Raw genomic sequence first — 16,901 nt, forward strand, 5'->3', positions numbered from 1 at the left:
CTGTTGGTTATCTAAAATCCCAAATCTAAAATCTAAAATCGTCTTAGTTTCCTCCTGCTGCATTGGTGCGGGTTCTCGATAACAGGTAAGCGGCGATCGCAACTGCTGCCACTAACATCAAAAAAGTACACACCACCAAAGCCGCCCCGTACCCAAAGTCTAAATACCTCATTACCGTGCTGTAAATGTAGATAGAAACCGTCTCGGTTGCACCCGCCGGTCCCCCTCCCGTCATCACCTGAATCAAGTCAAAAATGCCGAAAGATTGGGCAAATCGAAACAGCAAAGCAATCACAATTTGGGGCATCAGCAGGGGTACAGTAACTTGACGGAAACTCTGCCAGCTACTGGCGCCGTCAATCGCGTGTGCTTCGTACAAATCACCGGGAATTGACTGCAATCCTGCTAGTAAAAGCAAGCTGACAAAGGGCGTAGTTTTCCACACATCCGCTGTAATCACTGCCATCATTGCCAAAATCGGATCTCCCAGCCAGCTAATGCTATTTTGAATCAATCCCAAACGCATTAAAATGTCGTTAATTACGCCGTATTGGTCGTTAAAAATCCACGCCCAAGCTACTCCCATTAATGCTGTCGGTAGCGCCCAAGGTAGTAGGGAAATTGTGCGAACAATGCCACGCCCTACGAAAGATTGATTTAAGACTAAGGCAATGCCCATGCCGAGAATTAATTCCAGTAAAACAGAGGCGACAGTAAATACTGTGGTGTTGCCTAAAGTTTGCCAGAAACGCCCGTCGCCTAACATTCGACTGTAGTTAGCAAAACCGGAAAAAACCAGTTTTAATTCTGTACCGAGGTTTTGGGTGAATAAACTCAGCCAAAAAGCGCGCAATATTGGGTAAGCAAATACTAGCAGCAGAATTATCAAAGCTGGTGCTACTAATATCCATCCGGTTGTTTGTTCGCGCTGTCGCATCTTGTCTAATTGCATATTCTCACCTTTTTCTCGTTTGATCTTAATAAGAGGGAGTTTGTATCTCTCGCTTGCAGCCGAGTCTCGATCCCCCTAAATCCCCCTTAATAAGGAGGACTTTGAACGTTCCCGTTCTTACTTTTTTTTAAAAGTTTGGAAGTTCCAGTCCCCTCCTTATTAACTAGGGGGATTGATCTGAAAGCAAGAAGTTAAGAAGCTTGGGGTTGTTTTAAACTGCCTAATAAATTGCGAGTTTCGCTAGCTGCTGCTTTCATTGCTTGTTCTGCACTCATTCTCCCGGTAAAAGCTGAACTCAAATAACGCTGCAAAATATCAGAAGCTTGAGCGTATTGTGCCAGGGGCGGGCGCAAAGCTGACCGTTCCACTACTTTTAGCAGTTGCGGGTAGTGGGGATATTTTGCGACTATTTCTTTGTTAATAAATAGGGATTTGTAACTGGGAACTAAACCTGTTTGTAAAATAAATTTGCGTTGTGTTTCCTCGCTGGTAAGGTACTGAATTGCTTTCCACGCTTGTTCTGGATGTTTTGAGGTTTTGGCAATTCCCCAGCCCCAGCCGCCCAAGCAGGAACCGCCTGTTTGACCGGTACTGCTGAGCATTGGCTCGATCGCAATTTTGCCTCTAACATTCGATCCTTCGGCATTTGCCAGCTTCCAAACATACGGCCAGTTTCGCAAAAACAGCGCTTTGCCATTTTGAAACAAAAGCCTGGTTTCTTCTTCGCCGTAGGTGGTGACACCCGGAGGAGAAATGCCAGAGGCGATCGTATTTTTGAGAAATTCCACTGCTTTAATTGCCTCCGGTTTATCTAACCCAACTTCAAAAGTTTGCGGGTTAGCCCAGAAGCCGCCGAAACCGGAGAGCACTTCAACAAACATCGCAGATACTCCCTCATATTGTTTACCTTGCCACAGATAACCCCAAGTTGCTTTTCCCTGTTTTTGCAAGTTTTGAGAGATTTTTACCATCTCTTCAAAGGTTTTCGGGGCTGGAATTTTCGCTTGTTCTAAAATGTCTTTGCGGTAATAAAGCATTCCGGCATCGGAAGCATGGGGAATTCGGTAAAGTTTGCCCCGATACCGCCCGCCTTCGACGTTACCTTGGATGAATTTTGATAGTTGTTCGGGGGGAATTCTGTCTGTCAAATCGCTTACCCAACCTGCAGCTGCAAATTTGGGAACCCAAACAATATCCATGTTGATGATGTCGTAGGGCGATTCACCTAAAAGAAAGGCAGATGTGTACAGATTTTCTATGAGGTTGCTGTCGAAAGGCCCTTCTATGAGGTTGATGCGAATGTCGGGGTTTTTCTGTTCAAATTCTTTGACAAAGGGTTTCCAGTTAACAAGGTCTTGACCTTGCATTAACATGGTGAGCACTACTGGCTGTTGAGTCAGTGCCGGCAGAATAAATAAAAGCAAGACGGCGGCTAATGTGACAGCAAATAAGGCTAAAAGACGGGGACGCTTCTGGCTTCGTTGCTGCGGGGAATTTATTTTTTGCATTTGCTTTTGAGAAATGGCAGTGCGATCGCCTTCTTTCTCTCATAACTCGCTTTCTTTTGTTTCGCTGGATTTAGCGAGTTTGTGCAATAAAAATTTAAGTAAACTTTAGCTTACTTAATAATGCTTGACTGAAGAATGCAAATTTTGTTTTAACTCTGTCGAAGGGGAGTTAAGTACACATCTATCTATAGAGAGATATTGAGAAAGTTCTCTAAGCTAGCAGTTGTCAATCGGATGAAACTCACATCTTGCACTATTGTCAAGAACAGGCTTTTCGGCCTGTTCCACAATGAAATTCATCTCTTGTGGAACAGGCCGGAAAGCCTTTTCCTACACAAGTAATTGAGAATTGTGCAATATCTCAGATGAAACAAAGTAGGGACTTAGGCTTGACCTAAGTCCCTACAGATGCTCGCATACAATCTATATTTATCCGTACTTTTAAGCATTGGTATAACTTTTGTCGATCGCCCAATCGACGAGCTATTCTACTATAAAAACCCGGTTTTCAAGTAAGTCCTAAATACAAAAAACACCGCTCCTCAAAACAGGAGAACGGTGTATAGGGGGTGTTATGGGTTGTTGTCTGGGATTAACCTTAACAAATCACGATCGGCTGAAGCTATGCCTTGTGATGGTTAAAAAATTGGCACAAACCTGCATGATCGCCCGTTGCTCGATCGACCTTTGCGATTAGCCCAACCATTCCACAACAGCATCCTGCTTGGTATTGGTGCGCCGTTCTGGGGTTTCGCGGTTGAATTTCAAGTGGATGGCGCGGTTTTGTTCGCCGTCTGCTGCTACTGCAAAAATCGGATAGTCGATTAAGCCGTCTTGGAAGGACATCTGGAAGCGGAAAGTGCCGTCAGCATTGAGTTTAATCGGCTGTCCGCCTACGTAGACGGTAGCGTCAGGCTCGGTGGCCCCGTAGACGATCAGTTCGGCATCAGCAACTAACCAGAACTGGCGGGGGCGCATCGGGGCGGCGAAGCCAACTCCCGACATACCGACACCGGACATACCAAAACCAGACATGGTGAGACCGGACATACCGACACCGGACATACCGACACCAGACATGGTGAGGCCGGACATACCGACACCCGACGCGGTGAGGCCGGACATGGTGGGAGCCGCCCACATTCCGACGCCGGAGGGGAACACGTAGGAACTGAGAGCTTGTTCGTGGATGCCGACTTGCTGGACGGAACCGGCGACGTGCTGCATGGAACCGAAGACAGAACCCGCTACGCGCAGGGCTTCGGCAGATTCTGCCATGCCGAATATTTGTTCGTAGATGGCGTTGCTGGTGGTGTAACCACCGCCATTGACTGCTTGTGCGAGTTTCTTGGCCGGAGGAACCAGTTCCGCGAATGTTTTGCCCTGCAATTCTTCTTCCCAGTCGAGGGTGATGAATTGATCTTCAATCCAGTCGCTGGGATAGACGGGAGGAACGCGGACTTCAGCCGATCGAGCTAATACCAGCCAGCGGCCATCTGCACAGCGGTAGCCGATGTCGATCGCGTAGTCCCGATCGCTCACGGGGATTGGCACATACCATTCCCGCGCCAGTTCGTCACAGGGATATTCTTGAATGCTGTGCGGGCTTTGAATGTCGAGGTTAACATCTGTAACGTCGTAGATCCGCAGGGCGAGTTGCTGTCCTCCTTGGCGACGCAATTCTTCTTTGCGATCGTTGGGAATGTCCCAGTAAGTGTAGGCCCATTCAGGGTCGCGGGGCATTAAAACCACCCGGCTTTCGCCGTAGCCGTTGGGCAAATCTGCTAAACCTTCATCTACAGACGACAAAGAACCGCCTGTTCTATCTTCTTGACCGAGTTCAAACTTTGCTGCTTCCACTGCTTCTTGTGCCTCTAGTTTGCGAGATGGGCTGTAGGAAAATTTGGTGCGTTGAATTTCTTGAATTGATGCCAGAAGTTGCGATTTCCGCATCCGGCTGTAGCGAGAGACTCCACATTCGCTAGCCACTCTGCGGAGTTGTCGCAAAGTCATCTCTTCTAATGGTGGGCGTTCTTTTGCCATGAGTTGGTTCTCCACTAATTTAGGATGGCGGGTTAGATTTTTTTCTTTCAACACAAATGTGTTGACTTTTTGAGTTAGAAACTCTTTTAAATCCACATATTATCGAGCTTCCAAATCTCTCCAACCTTTGAAGCCTTGCTTGTTTTTAGCTTGTCTTGTCCCCCATGCGATCGGGGTTTGGACTTATTGGCTTCTGCGCGCACCGCCCGATCTAAATAAAGCTTTATCTGTCGATTCTTGGTTGACAAGATCGATTTTGTGAGTGCGATCGGTGCTGCTAGCAACGCTGTGCTTGCAGCACACGCGCTATTCGACTCCCAGGGGTGCTTAATCCAAGCATTTCTTTGGGATCGCTTTGTCATGACTTAATGTTGCAGACAAATTGCGATCGGGTCAAGGGGTCTTTTCCCTCAATCCTGGGTACTTATACGCATTTTCGTGATTTTGGGGATCAGATTGTCATGAAATCTTGACAATACTCCGCTTGCGGGGATCGTCTCGGAAACTATTGTCAAGATTCTCTGACATGAATTAGATTTGAGATTGAGTCGGCTGGGGCGGTACTATGGATAGAGGAAATTTAGTACAAAATTTGCTAGGCTGGCAGTTGGGCGATTGTCTTATGCAAGCTTCGCTAACGGGCGATCGCAACTACAAACCAACAGTCCTGAACGCAAAAATGGTTTGACGCGCTACTCAAACAGATAAGGTGGGCACTGCACACCCTACACATAGACGTTCTGCGTAAATCTTGTAAAATCTAAAATCTAAAATCTAAAATCTAAAATCGAATGACTCTAACGCTTTACAACAGCTTGACCCGTCGCGAATCACCTTTTGAACCCATCGAACCAGGAAAGGTGCGGATGTATTGCTGCGGCGTTACGGTATACGATTACTGCCACGTCGGCCACGCCCGCGCTTACATTGTTTGGGACATGGTGCGGCGTTATCTAATGTGGCGGGGATACGATGTGCGCTACGTGCAGAATTTTACAGATATTGACGACAAAATTCTCAACCGCGCCCGCGAAACTAATTCCACAATGGAAGCTGTGGCGGAACGCTTCATCGATGAATATTTTGCAGATATGGACAAGCTAAATATTCTCAGGGCAGATGAATATCCTCGCGCCACCCATACAATGGACGGGATTAAACGGCTGATTCACGAATTAGAAAATAAAGGTTATGCCTATGCTTCCGGCGGCGACGTTTACTACAACGTGAGGCAATTTCCCGATTACGGAAAACTTTCCGGTCGCAAGTTGGAAGAAATGCAAGCCGGGGCTAGCGGTAGATTGGAAACCGCAGAAATAGAATCTCAAAAAAAGCAAGATTCCTCTGATTTTGCCCTGTGGAAAAGCGCTAAGCCCGGTGAACCTGCTTGGGATTCATCTTGGGGAAAAGGTCGCCCCGGATGGCACATCGAATGTTCGGCGATGGTGCGCGATTGCTTGGGCGAAACTATTGACATTCACTGCGGCGGTTCCGATTTAACTTTCCCCCACCATGAGAATGAAATTGCTCAATCTGAAGCCGCGACGGGCAAGTCACTTGCTAATTATTGGATGCACAATGCTTTTGTGACTGTCAACGGCAAAAAAATGTCGAAATCTTTGCACAATTTTATTACAATTCGCGATTTGTTGGATGGGAATTGGTCGGGGGATACAGCTTTGGAAGGAAGCGAGAAGTCAAAAGCGGTGGAACCGATGGCAGTGAGGCTGTTTGTGTTCATGGCGCAGTATCGGAGTCAAATTGATTTTACCGAAGAGGCGATCGCCTCCGCTAAAAATGGCTGGCACACTCTTAAGGAAGGCTTACTTTTTGGCAGTCAACACGGATCTAAACTGGGTTGGGATGTTGAGAAAATTGATAAATTGACTGAAGAGAATAGCACATTAGCCCAGCAATTTCAAGCAGCTATGGATAATGATTTTAATACTCCCGCTGCTTTGACTGTGCTGTTTGAATTAGCCAAAGAATTGGGCAAGGAAAGCAATGTTTTAGTGCATCAAGGCAAAACAGAAATTTCGCCGGAATTGTTGCAGCAAAAATGGGTGACTTTGGTAACTTTGGCAGGGGTTTTGGGTTTAGAAGTTCAGCCGGAAAGTGATAGCAATGATGCGGCTGGCGGTTTGAGTGATGGGGAAATTGAGGCGATGATTCAGAAGCGGAAAGATGCCCGAAAGGCGAGGGATTTTGCTGAGGGCGATCGCATTCGCAACGAACTTAAGGATCGGGGCATTACTCTGATCGATCAAAAGGATGGTACAACCATCTGGCATCGGGGTTGAAACTAAATTCATAGTCTGCCTCCGCAGACTATGTTTGACAAGAAGCGGTTTCAACCGCCGAATTCTAAACACGCTCTAATGTCTTCCTCCGTCAACTCTGGAAAATCGTCCAGAATTTCTGCCTGAGACATTCCCGCAGCCAGCCAGCCCAACACATCATACACGGTAATTCGCATTCGCCTGATGCAAGGTTTTCCACCGCGTTTACCTGGTTCGATCGTAATGATTTTGCGATCGCTCATGACAAGACCTTGTTTAGTGCATTTTTCTTGAAGTTTAGCCTAGTCTTGGAATAAGCGATACAATTTACTAAACTTCGCAAGTTGTTCAACCTTAGAGGTAATAGCCTAGCTCTATGAATACCCTCGACCAAGTGCTAGAAACTGCTTTACAACTGTCCTACGAACAGCAGGAAATGCTGATCAAAATCCTGCAAAACCGTCACCGCGAGAGTATCCGCCCCGAAATAGCTGCGGATGCTCAACAAACCTTAGCTGATTTCCGTAAAGGCAAATTCCGACAGCAGTCAGCCGAGGATGTTATTTCAACATTACGCCAGTCTTTGGACGATCCCGAAACAGGAGACCACTGGTTCTGACTCCCAAATTCAAACGAGCATTCCGCAAGTTTGTCAAACGAAATCCTGACCTCCAGCAACGTATTGAAGACTCTCTTCAACAAATGGAAGCAGATGTATTTTTTCCCAACCTAGGTACTCATAAACTAGGTGGCAAACTTGATGGTCTTCAGTCCTGCTCTTGCGGCTATAATTGTCGGATTGTGTTCTCGATTGAATAGGATACGGAAACAAATAGTGAAGTCATTGTTTTACTCGACATCGGGACACCTGATGAAGTCTATTAACTGTGTCAGTTATTATTAGATAATAACTCCACAAATAGAGTTAATTTTTATTTAACTTATCCACAAACTCCGCAACAGCCACGACAAATTCTGCGGTGGATTCATAAGGTAAAACATTGCGCCCCGGCATTAATAAACCTTCCGCATTGGGAAAATGGGCTAAATATTGCGCTAATCTTTCATCCGGTTTCTCTTCTTTACCCGCTTGACTGATGCTTGAGGCTTTTTCTCCCATCACAATAAGTGCGGGTCGATCGAACTTTTGGATCGTACCGCTATAATCCTGGCGCCAAAACCCCGCTAAAAACGAGAAAACCGCGTGTCTGCTGTCAGGATTTGCCGCCCCAGCCTGCAAAGCATCCAACCATTCGCTGTCAACCTTTGCCGCATCGCCAAACAGTTGTTTCACAGAAAAAGAACGCAAAAACTCAGCGCGTCTGGCGTAGCGGTAAAAAGCGTTTCCCAATGGAGAATTTAACAAATTCCAGACAATTCTTTGCTGTCTTTCTGTCGAATGTTTGTTCATCACAGCCCAAGCGGGAGGCCCTGCGAGAACTAACCCGCGAATTAAATTTGAGCCGCTTTCCTGCTGCATTTTTGCTAAAGCCAAGCCTACAGACAGTAAAGCACCTTGCACTAGGACGATCGCAGGTTTTTTTACTACACTTTCCAAGAAATATTGCAACTGTGCGGCCCAATCGTCAGGATAGCAAGCCACAGCCGGCATTTCGCAATCGCCGCAGCCCAAAAGGTCGGGATTGTAAATCGGATTACTGTTCCCTGCTTGGTACCAACTCTCACAAAATCTATGCCAAAAGATTCTTGACAAACCCACTCCTATCGGATGAATTAATAACAAAGGGATGCTATCTTCTGTCACAGTAGTTGGGTTATAAACATCATAAGCACAGCGATAGTTTTGCCATTCGTAAAACAGCGTTGGTGACTTTATAGACGAAATGGTGGATAAATCTTGGGTTGAATATGGGGGTTGCATATTATTTTTTTTGAACCGATGTTACTTTTTATTATAATATGAGTAGGTGCGGGTTTTACCCGACATATATTTGGGAAATGAGAATATAAATAAACCCGCTCTGCGGGATGACATAAGCGCCAATACAAACCTTGATTACTTAATTATGTCAGAACAGCGGATAACTATTTCTTTACCTAACTTGCTGCTAATTGTAGCATCGTCCTTGCTGCTAGTGCTGCTGTGGCAATTGCGGAGCCTGCTAGTAATTCTAATGATATCAGTCGTGCTGGCTGCTTCGATCGTCCCGATCGTGAATTGGGCAGAAACCATGCGGGCTCCCCGTTGGCTGGCGGTGATTATGGTTTATTTAACTCTCATCGGCGGATTTAGCGGGACGGTAGTATTAATAGGGCCGACGGTCATCGAACAAATAGAGTTGCTGCTGCGGCAGTTACCAGTTTATGTCGAAAGTTTGCGAACTGTGGCAACTAATGTATTGAGTCGCCTAACCGACGATGCCCCAACTCTGGTGGGTCAGTTGGTTGACACTCAATCCCTGACTAATTGGCTGATTCGATCGAGCCAACAACTGGTTTTGCGATCGTACAGTTTAACGAGAGGCATTCTAGGCGGGGTCTTCAGCCTAGTTTTAGCATTATTTATTTCAGGTTACATGGTTGCCGACAGCGACACATTAATCAAAAGTTTGGTGCAATTTTTCCCTAAACCTTGGGACACAAGATTAGCCGCACAAGCGGCGCCAATTGGTCAAAGAATGGGGAGTTATATTCGCGGGCGAGTGTTAGTTTCGGGCATTTTAGGGATATTTATTACCACAGGTTTGAGCATTTTGGGAATGCCGGAATTTGCTTTAGGCTTGGGTGCGATCGCAGGTGTTACCAACTTGATTCCCTTCATCGGCCCAGTGTTAGGAGCAGTACCAGCATTAATCGTAGCTTTAGCTAAAGGTGGCTGGGTACTTGTGTGGGTATTACTGTTATTTGTAATTATCCAGAATTTAGAAACTTACGTCCTCGATCCTTTGCTAGTTGGTTCATCGGTTGGTGTGCATCCTTTATATCAATTGCTGTCTGTATTGGGAGGAGTTCAAGTATTAGGAATTATTGGAGCTGTAATTGTGCCACCTTGGTTTGCGGGAGTGGCAGCTTTGATTGAGAACTTGTATTTAAAACCCAAACTTAGGAGCGAACATCGAGAGGCAATAGATCAGGCTAAAAATAATTCTGACTTGCCGCCTCTGACACCTTCAGCGTAACAGCAGCTTACGCCTTGAGAATTCAACACAGTAGACTCCAATTGCAAGCATTCGCTCACCTCTGTGGAAATTATCTGCGTTTATCCGTGTTTATCTGCCTTACATCTGCGGTTGACTATCAATCAAAGATTCATGCAATAAATCTAGTATCCACAAGTCCGCTGACTAAGGACTAATTGCCACTTCAATGCGACGGTTGCGCTGCCGATTAGTATCGGAACTATTATCCACCGAAGGGCGACTTTCCCCATAGCCGATCGCTACCCAATGATACTTCTGACCGAGCACACCAGACAAATACTGCACCACAGCCTGAGCCCGCGCAAACGACACATTGCGATTGTCCGCCGCTTCCCCCGCGTCGTCAGTGTGGCCAGCAACCCGCACAGTTGCCCCCTCGTGATTACTCAACTCGGCCACCAAATTGTCCAAAATCGCACTTGTTCCCGCGCGCAAAGAAATGCTGCCAGTATCAAACAAAACATCGCTGGGCAGAGTCACCATCAGCCCATCCCCCCCAAACACCGGATTATTGGCATTCTGTGGCGCAGTATTCACCGTTTCAGGGTTCAGACTGGGGCTGCTGCCGATCGCCGGTAAAGCAGGGGCAACACTTGCCGCCGTTTCCGGCGACGCTAATTCCCGCGACATCAACTGCAAACGCTTTTCCAAAGTTTCCGTCGGGCGGCTGCTGCCCAACTGACTCTCCAAAGCCGCCGTGCGACCAATCAGGGCGTTGAGTTCGCCCTGCAACTGTCTCAAATCCGACTGCAATTTCTCTCTCTGGGCAGGACTAACTTTTGACTGGGGAGTCGGTGTAGCCGTTGGTGGCGGAAGCGCCGGAATTGGCGTTGCTGGGGCGCGTTTCGGGCTGGAGGTCAAATTTTGAGTTACACGCAGCAATCTCTCTGCCAGCGGCATTTCCGTCGCGCCTGACGGATAAATTTGAGCGATCGTCATCCCCAAAACCCACGCAAAACCGCTGCCCACCCCCAGCAGCAGCAGTCGAAAAATCAGCGACAGTACAAGCAAACCTTTTCCCCGCGACTGGGAGACGCGAGTGGGGGGGATTGAAGGTTTTTGGTTAAAAGATCGCGTCATATTTCATCCCTCTCGGTGTACATACCAGATTAATTTCGATACTATCTTACCTATCCGATTGGAAATTTGAGATTTGAGATTTGAGATTTGAGATTTATCCTCCCATCTAAAATCTCAAAAAGAAACCCGGTTTCTATAAATCGGGGGTTTAGTGGCGAAGCATCGAGGCAGAAACCGGGTGTCTAATCCGTTGCGTGCCAGCGTGAATCTGTTGGATAATTCAGTAAAATTTTTGGAAAAAAAACCGATGACTGACCCTTTAAATAGCCCTTATCCCGTTCCTTGGGAATGGATTACTGCCACTCATGCTAAAGTGAGTTCTACTGCCGGCACAGGCCTCCGCTATTATCGCAGTCCATCCCTAGTTTCAACGAACGGCCAATACGCAGCTTACAGTCGAATTGAGTTGCAAGTACAGCCGGAATTCTCCCGGTGTCGGGTTAGCAGTGTCATGTTTGTGGAAAATCTCAAAACCGGGGAACTGCAAACAGTGGCCGCTGCATCGCCACTGGCCGAAAGTGGGATGTATGCTAGCGATGATACAGATATGTCCGGGACGATCGCCATTTTAGTGCCTGTTTCTTGGAATCAAGACGGTTCCCGCATTCTCGCCCGCGAATTTGAAGCACTTTTCAACTCTTCGGATATGTCCGACTACGGTGTCATTTGGGACAAAAATGATAATTACACTTATACCGTTGCTCCCGCTCGCAGTCTTTACACTCATGCTGTATTGTTGGGTTGGAGTCAAGTTTGTCCCGGACAAGTTCTGTTCCGCGCCGGCAATTTGGGCGATCGATCTTGGCCTCTTTGTGCAGTTGATATGACAGGGCAAACGGTAGCAGTCACCGAGGACAAACCCTTAGTTTTCGGCAGTCAAGCCAGCACAGACTGGATCGAACCTAAAACTCGTTTTTAGATATTATGGCGGCATTGCCTTGGATCGGGCCAACCATTTTTTTACTGTCAGGTCAGTCTTTCAACCAATTCATTTTGACCCTGGGGCTGATTATTTTAGCTGTTGTTTTTGGTTTAACAGCGTTTATTTTTATTCGCATTTTCCTCAATTGGTTGCAGGCAAAATTCGAGAAGCATCACCTCTTTAGGCGATCGTTCACAAGAAATACTGGTCATTTAACCGCTAATATTTCACAACCTGAACAAGTTTTTTTAGAACCCAGATTTGTAGAAAGTGACGGCAATTTAACTGCTACTATTTTTGGAGGCAAAAGCGCTATTTCAAGCTCGCTTCAGCCGGAGATAATCTGCGAAAATTCAGAATCAGTTGCCTATCTCTACAAGCCGATCGCCCTTTGGCACGGGCGCTTAATTTTGCCCTCAAACGAACAGCGCCAGCCCTACGGGACAGTGTTTTTGGAAGTAATAAATGCCCCAAAAAAATATAAAAATTTCATTGGCAAAACAGCATTTTTGAAATGGAGTACAAATCGCGAAGTACAGTTTTTTGTCCACGCAGTCAGTCAAGATATAAACTTCACACAAGAAACTAAAAAAAGTCAAAAATCTGGCAACATCCATCCAGATAGATTGAACGGCTGGCGAAATGTAGGCCCTTTAGAAACTCTAGCAGGTAGCAGAGTCGAAGATAGCGTTACTGTGATGCTACGCAGGCCGGTGATAGCGATTAATTATAGCAGCAGCGATCGCCAGGAACTCACGATCGATCGCGAACCAGTACAAATTATCGGACGTTTCTGCGCCTTAGTCTCAATTTTAAAGCGAAAAGAAGCCGACAGCGACAAATTTATTGTCCGGCATTTCAACAAAACATCTCAACAATTTGACGGCGCCGCCGAAATTATTCGGATTCCACAAGTACAGCCAGACAAAAATGGCGTAGCGAGGTCTACCAATCACCTGATCGAACAATCCCCCTTAAATCCAGACGGCTGGTACATTTACGGCGAAAGAGACGAAGACAGTATATTTGTAGTGCAGGCAATCGAACCCCGCAAAATTGCCCAATTAACACCAGATGAAACACATTTCGGACTGAAAAAATCTATCGCTTATTTAAACAGCCAAAATTGGGAAAATACACCCGCCCAAAAAGGGCAAGTAAAAAGAGTATTGTTAACGCCAAATGATGCTACAGAAAACGCTTCCATCTCTCCTTGGCAAGAAGGAGATATCGGGATAGTGATTCACAGTTTCGGGGGTATCGGCGGCAAAAAAGGCGAACGGCCACCGCTGGGAATTGTCACCGGACATTTTGCTTTGGGAGTAGCAAAAGTAGTGCGCGATCGCTTTACCAGCGAACTGCGTTTTGACATAGAATACAAACAAGTTTACGCCCACAATCCCGACGGAATTGTTGCCGGTTCCAGCAAATGGCAAAGCTACATGGGAGACTTGCAGCGCGGCTGGTTGGGCGATCGCCCGGTTTGCGATATCATCTGTAAATTAGATTGCGTGTGTTACGACTACGATTTTGACGGCATCACCTTGTCGCCTTTAACCGAATTAAACCAGCAACTAGATATCATGATGGCCCGCTACCGCAGCGGAGACGGCACCGGCGCAAGTTTAGTCACGCCAGCAACTTCTTGCGTCCAAGATTCAAGTCAGGCAATTTACGCGACAATTAAAAAAATTACTTCCGAAGTCGAGTCAAATCCTCAGATTCAAGACTGGTTGAAAACACATCCCACCGACGCACAAACCCAAAGGTTTCACCAGTTAGTAGCTTTAGGAGAGAGTTTAGAAAAAGTATTAATGCCCCTCGGCATTGTCCGTCCAGATTGGCAGAAAAATCCAAGATTGGCAGGGATTGATGCGGAATTGAAAAAAACCTTTTTTGTGGGTATAGTGAACCTGATAAAAGCTGCTATTAGTTACCGCACAATGTTGCCCAGGCGCACCCAAGATGAAATAGCCAAAATTTTCTTAAAACAGGGAGCATTTTTGTGGATAATTCGCACTAATCAAGTTGGAGGATTTGACCCAGACATTGAGCCACTTGCACCAACAGGCTTTTGAATCAGTAATCGGTTTGTAGATGATTCGGATCTTGAAATCGCTACTATAAAAACCCAGTCTGCCTCCACAGACTAAGAGATTGAGGGAACATTTAAGCGGGATTTGGTATCAGTCAACAGTCAACAGTCAACCGTTAACAGTCAACCGCTAACCGTTAACAGTCAACAATCAACCATTACCAAGGAGTGACTTGAACAGTGCCGTCTGGTGCCAAAACTACGCGGAAATCAGCCAGTGGTTCCGCAGGTGGCCTGGTGCCAACCGGTTTGTAAAGCAACTCCGACAAAGGCGTTTCGGATCTCTCGACTGCTGCCGAATTTTCCGGCTTGTAACCGACAATCGCCCCGTCTTGGGCCACACTCACCCGATAAACCAACTCCGCATCAACCGGAGGCTGATCCTTCACAACTCCATCAATTTGCTGGGAAAGTTTGCCCCTCAACAGGTCTATTTCCCCTGGATCGGTAATTGGCACGGCTGCCACCTCTGGGCTTGCCAAACCTTCAGCAACAGGACTGGGCGTGCTTTCCGGCGAAGTGCTCGACTGCGGTGTGGGGCTAGGTGAAGCGTCAGGCTGCGGCGCGGGGATCGGAGTCGGCGAAAGCGATCCAGCGTTCGGAGTTTGAGTCCCGGGCAGCAAACCGTCAGCAGGGGGCGTGGGATTGGGATTAGGCGAACCCGATCCGCCCGGATTCGGCGTCCCCTGATTCTGGCCCGCAGGATTGGGCTGCGGCACCGGATCTCTCTGGCGCTGGACTTCCGGCACCGGCACCAAGAAAAATGCCATCGCAGCCAAAGCCAAACTCGACACCCCCACGACAGCAGGCAAACTCCGCTTCGCCAAAGGTTCGGCAGACTTGATATAACGCCTGGAAATAGGGGTTAATTGCAGCGACAATTCCGGCAGCGTCTGCGTGTCGGCAAAAAACTGATCGATCGCCTCTACCAAGTCAAATAGCTGTACCGTCGTCAAATCAACTTTTGCCGACAGTTCTGTTTTTTGATCGATTTGGGTTGCGCTGCCTGTGGAGGCGGGTAGAACGGTCAACCGGTGCAAGTTCCCGTCAATTCTGTGTAACTGCACCATACCCGCATTCGGGCCGTAGCGATCGGGATAATGCACTCCGCTCATAAATTCTTGAGCGTAGCTGCTGACGGCCCTCACCAAGCTTTCAAAAAACTCCCGCCCCCCCGTCAGGGGCTCGCCGAGACCTTTCACATAGCATTCAGCGCTCATTAATATGGAAAGCACCGGCCGTATATCTAACTGGCTGGCTGCCGAACCATCGCTCAACCCTTCTAGAACTAGGGTGCAATTTGGCAGACTGTACTGACGCCTAATAGTCATTTTTTATTCAACTTCTCCATCAAACAGGCTAACCCAGAAGCGCTGCATTCCGGCTGTGCCTGTACAAAATAGCAGTTTGCTCAACAAGTTCAAAGCTAGTTCGTTGAGCTTGTCGTCGGAATCGTAAGCTGCAACTAGCGATCGCTTGGGGTTCATGCGCGATCGAAAGTGAGCTCTAAAGCGTTCTAAATACTCGGCCAGCGGCTGGTTCTGGTTGAGGGGGAGATTTCTTGATCGCAACTGCTGCGAGTCTAGCAGCAACTGCCGAATTGTGGCGGTTAACTTGCGCGCCATATTGCAGGCGATCGCCACCAGCGCTTTTGCCTCCACAATGGTAAGGGAGCGGCGCTGGGTGTAGCGTCTCAGCGGGTTAGTATTCCGCATCAGCCAAAGGGCAACCCGATTTTTGATAATTGATTCCAATTCCAGGTCCTTTGACACGGCCAGCATTTCTTCCGCACCTCCGAGATACAAGGCTTCGATCGCCAGCAACATCAAGTCAATTTGCAATCTGGCTCGGCGGGGACATCCCCCATCGGAGGGCGACAAGTCTGGCAAACTGTCTAAAATTAACGGGTTTGACTGGGTAAGCGAAGTTTCTGACGGCATTAATATCACGGCAACATCCATTCCAAACAAACTATACGGGCACGGGGGGTCTTAAGCAAGACAAATTCTCAACCAAGAACTTCTCTGGGATACTTTATTTTTATCATTGACTTTTAGGTATATTTTCTAATTTAGCAGCAACCGACCGTCACAGGCGAGCTCCGGCGGCGGGAGTTCGATCGCCCACTCCCCCAACCCCGCCGCCACTTTGTGATTCCTTGGTTCATGAGGAGTGAAGGGAAGAGTCCGAAAGCGACAAAGAATTACCCATTTCCCATTTCTTATTCTCTATTGGGATCAATCAATGTTCCTGCTTTTGGGGTTGCACCGCCGCTTCTCTTTGAGCCGTAAAATCAGTAGCCGCCGTCTTATCAGTTAGACTAATTTTTCCCTTGAGGCTTTCTTGCTCCACAATTCCGCGCATTTTAACAGAACTGTTTTGACCCGTTGCTGTGGAGTCGCTGCAACCAGCTAAATTAGCAACCGTACCCGACAAGTTCAATCCTTGAGTTTCCCACTTACCAAATAGAGAAGGTTTCTCCTGGGCTGTTTTTTCCCTGCCCTCCCTGCTGCCCGATCGCAAATTACCGCTCAAATAAACACCCGATTGCTCGATTGTCAATACCAAAACATCAGACTTCAGACATTCTGGCAAACTTTTAGCATCGAAGCGATAACTTCCCCCAATTGCCGGAGCCGCCTTTAAATTTGATTCGCCGTAAGCACTCACTAATTTAAACAGCAGCAAAACAGAGCCGATCGCAATCCCGTAAAATGCCAGCGATTTGAGGCTTAAATGATTCATAATCTTGGTAATTAGTAATTGGGCATTGGGCATTGGGCATTGGGCATTGGGCATTGGGCATTGGGCATTGGTACTAACTCACCAATAACTAATAACTAATAACAACTGCCAACAGT

At 47.2% G+C, this 16,901-nt stretch carries 14 protein-coding genes; 5 read left to right on the top strand and 9 right to left on the bottom strand.

Translation table 11 applies throughout. The features are described from left to right. Positions 1-43: 43 nt before the first annotated feature. From QUA25_RS02060 to QUA25_RS02070, 3 genes are all read right to left on the bottom strand, one after another. Positions 44-952 (bottom strand): sugar ABC transporter permease, encoded by a 909-nt coding sequence (locus QUA25_RS02060; RefSeq protein WP_333035171.1) that lies wholly within the window; start codon positions 950-952, stop codon positions 44-46. Between the two features lie 191 nt (positions 953-1,143). Then, the gene (locus QUA25_RS02065; protein ID WP_333035172.1) at positions 1,144-2,460 is read right to left on the bottom strand and encodes an ABC transporter substrate-binding protein; all 1,317 of its coding nucleotides are present in this window, start codon (positions 2,458-2,460) and stop codon (positions 1,144-1,146) included. 693 nt (positions 2,461-3,153) lie between these two features. Next, entirely contained in the window at positions 3,154-4,503 is a 1,350-nt protein-coding gene (locus QUA25_RS02070; protein WP_333035174.1) for a DUF4912 domain-containing protein, read from the bottom strand. Positions 4,504-5,294: 791 nt separating this feature from the next. Here QUA25_RS02070 and cysS point away from each other — a divergent pair. After that, positions 5,295-6,803: a cysteine--tRNA ligase gene (gene cysS / locus QUA25_RS02075; protein WP_333035176.1), complete on the top strand. Its 1,509-nt coding sequence runs from the start codon at positions 5,295-5,297 to the stop codon at positions 6,801-6,803. Positions 6,804-6,853: 50 nt separating this feature from the next. Here cysS and QUA25_RS02080 read toward each other — a convergent pair whose 3' ends face one another. Further along, positions 6,854-7,045 carry a DUF433 domain-containing protein gene (locus tag QUA25_RS02080; protein ID WP_333035178.1) on the bottom strand — a complete coding sequence of 64 codons (192 nt, stop codon included), beginning with the start codon at positions 7,043-7,045 and terminating at the stop codon, positions 6,854-6,856. Positions 7,046-7,158: 113 nt separating this feature from the next. On the opposite strand from QUA25_RS02080, the gene QUA25_RS02085 reads away from it, so the two are divergent. Further along, on the top strand, positions 7,159-7,401 hold the full coding sequence (locus QUA25_RS02085; protein ID WP_333035180.1) for a hypothetical protein: 243 nt from the start codon (positions 7,159-7,161) through the stop codon (positions 7,399-7,401). A 306-nt stretch (positions 7,402-7,707) separates the two neighbouring features. On the opposite strand, the gene QUA25_RS02090 is transcribed toward QUA25_RS02085, so the two are convergent. Beyond that, complete coding sequence (locus QUA25_RS02090) at positions 7,708-8,664, bottom strand: alpha/beta fold hydrolase (RefSeq protein ID WP_333035181.1); 957 nt, start codon at positions 8,662-8,664, stop codon at positions 7,708-7,710. Positions 8,665-8,809: 145 nt separating this feature from the next. Between QUA25_RS02090 and QUA25_RS02095 the strand changes: the two genes are divergently transcribed. Beyond that, positions 8,810-9,922, top strand: coding sequence for an AI-2E family transporter (locus QUA25_RS02095; RefSeq protein ID WP_333035182.1), 1,113 nt, complete (start codon positions 8,810-8,812; stop codon positions 9,920-9,922). Positions 9,923-10,087: 165 nt separating this feature from the next. Here the strand turns inward: QUA25_RS02095 and QUA25_RS02100 are convergent, their stop codons facing one another. Further along, positions 10,088-11,023, bottom strand: coding sequence for an OmpA family protein (locus tag QUA25_RS02100; protein WP_333035183.1), 936 nt, complete (start codon positions 11,021-11,023; stop codon positions 10,088-10,090). Between the two features lie 247 nt (positions 11,024-11,270). Here QUA25_RS02100 and QUA25_RS02105 point away from each other — a divergent pair, with 247 nt between their 5' ends. Both QUA25_RS02105 and QUA25_RS02110 read left to right on the top strand, forming a co-directional pair. Beyond that, positions 11,271-11,942, top strand: coding sequence for a hypothetical protein (locus QUA25_RS02105; RefSeq protein ID WP_333035185.1), 672 nt, complete (start codon positions 11,271-11,273; stop codon positions 11,940-11,942). Between the two features lie 5 nt (positions 11,943-11,947). Continuing rightward, positions 11,948-14,023 (top strand): abortive infection protein, encoded by a 2,076-nt coding sequence (locus QUA25_RS02110; RefSeq protein ID WP_333035187.1) that lies wholly within the window; start codon positions 11,948-11,950, stop codon positions 14,021-14,023. Positions 14,024-14,198: 175 nt separating this feature from the next. Here QUA25_RS02110 and QUA25_RS02115 read toward each other — a convergent pair whose 3' ends face one another. The 3 genes from QUA25_RS02115 to QUA25_RS02125 form a co-directional block, all read right to left on the bottom strand. Next, a complete protein-coding gene (locus QUA25_RS02115; RefSeq protein ID WP_333035189.1) occupies positions 14,199-15,371 on the bottom strand; it encodes a DUF4335 domain-containing protein in 1,173 nt (390 codons plus the stop codon). A gap of 3 nt (positions 15,372-15,374) precedes the next feature. Beyond that, the gene (locus QUA25_RS02120) at positions 15,375-16,001 is read right to left on the bottom strand and encodes a DUF3038 domain-containing protein (protein ID WP_333035190.1); all 627 of its coding nucleotides are present in this window, start codon (positions 15,999-16,001) and stop codon (positions 15,375-15,377) included. A gap of 280 nt (positions 16,002-16,281) precedes the next feature. Beyond that, positions 16,282-16,785, bottom strand: coding sequence for a hypothetical protein (locus QUA25_RS02125; protein ID WP_333035191.1), 504 nt, complete (start codon positions 16,783-16,785; stop codon positions 16,282-16,284). Positions 16,786-16,901 lie beyond the last annotated feature (116 nt).

The sequence above is a fragment of the Microcoleus sp. Pol17C6 genome (assembly GCF_036701145.1).
Lineage (GTDB): Bacteria > Cyanobacteriota > Cyanobacteriia > Cyanobacteriales > Microcoleaceae > Microcoleus.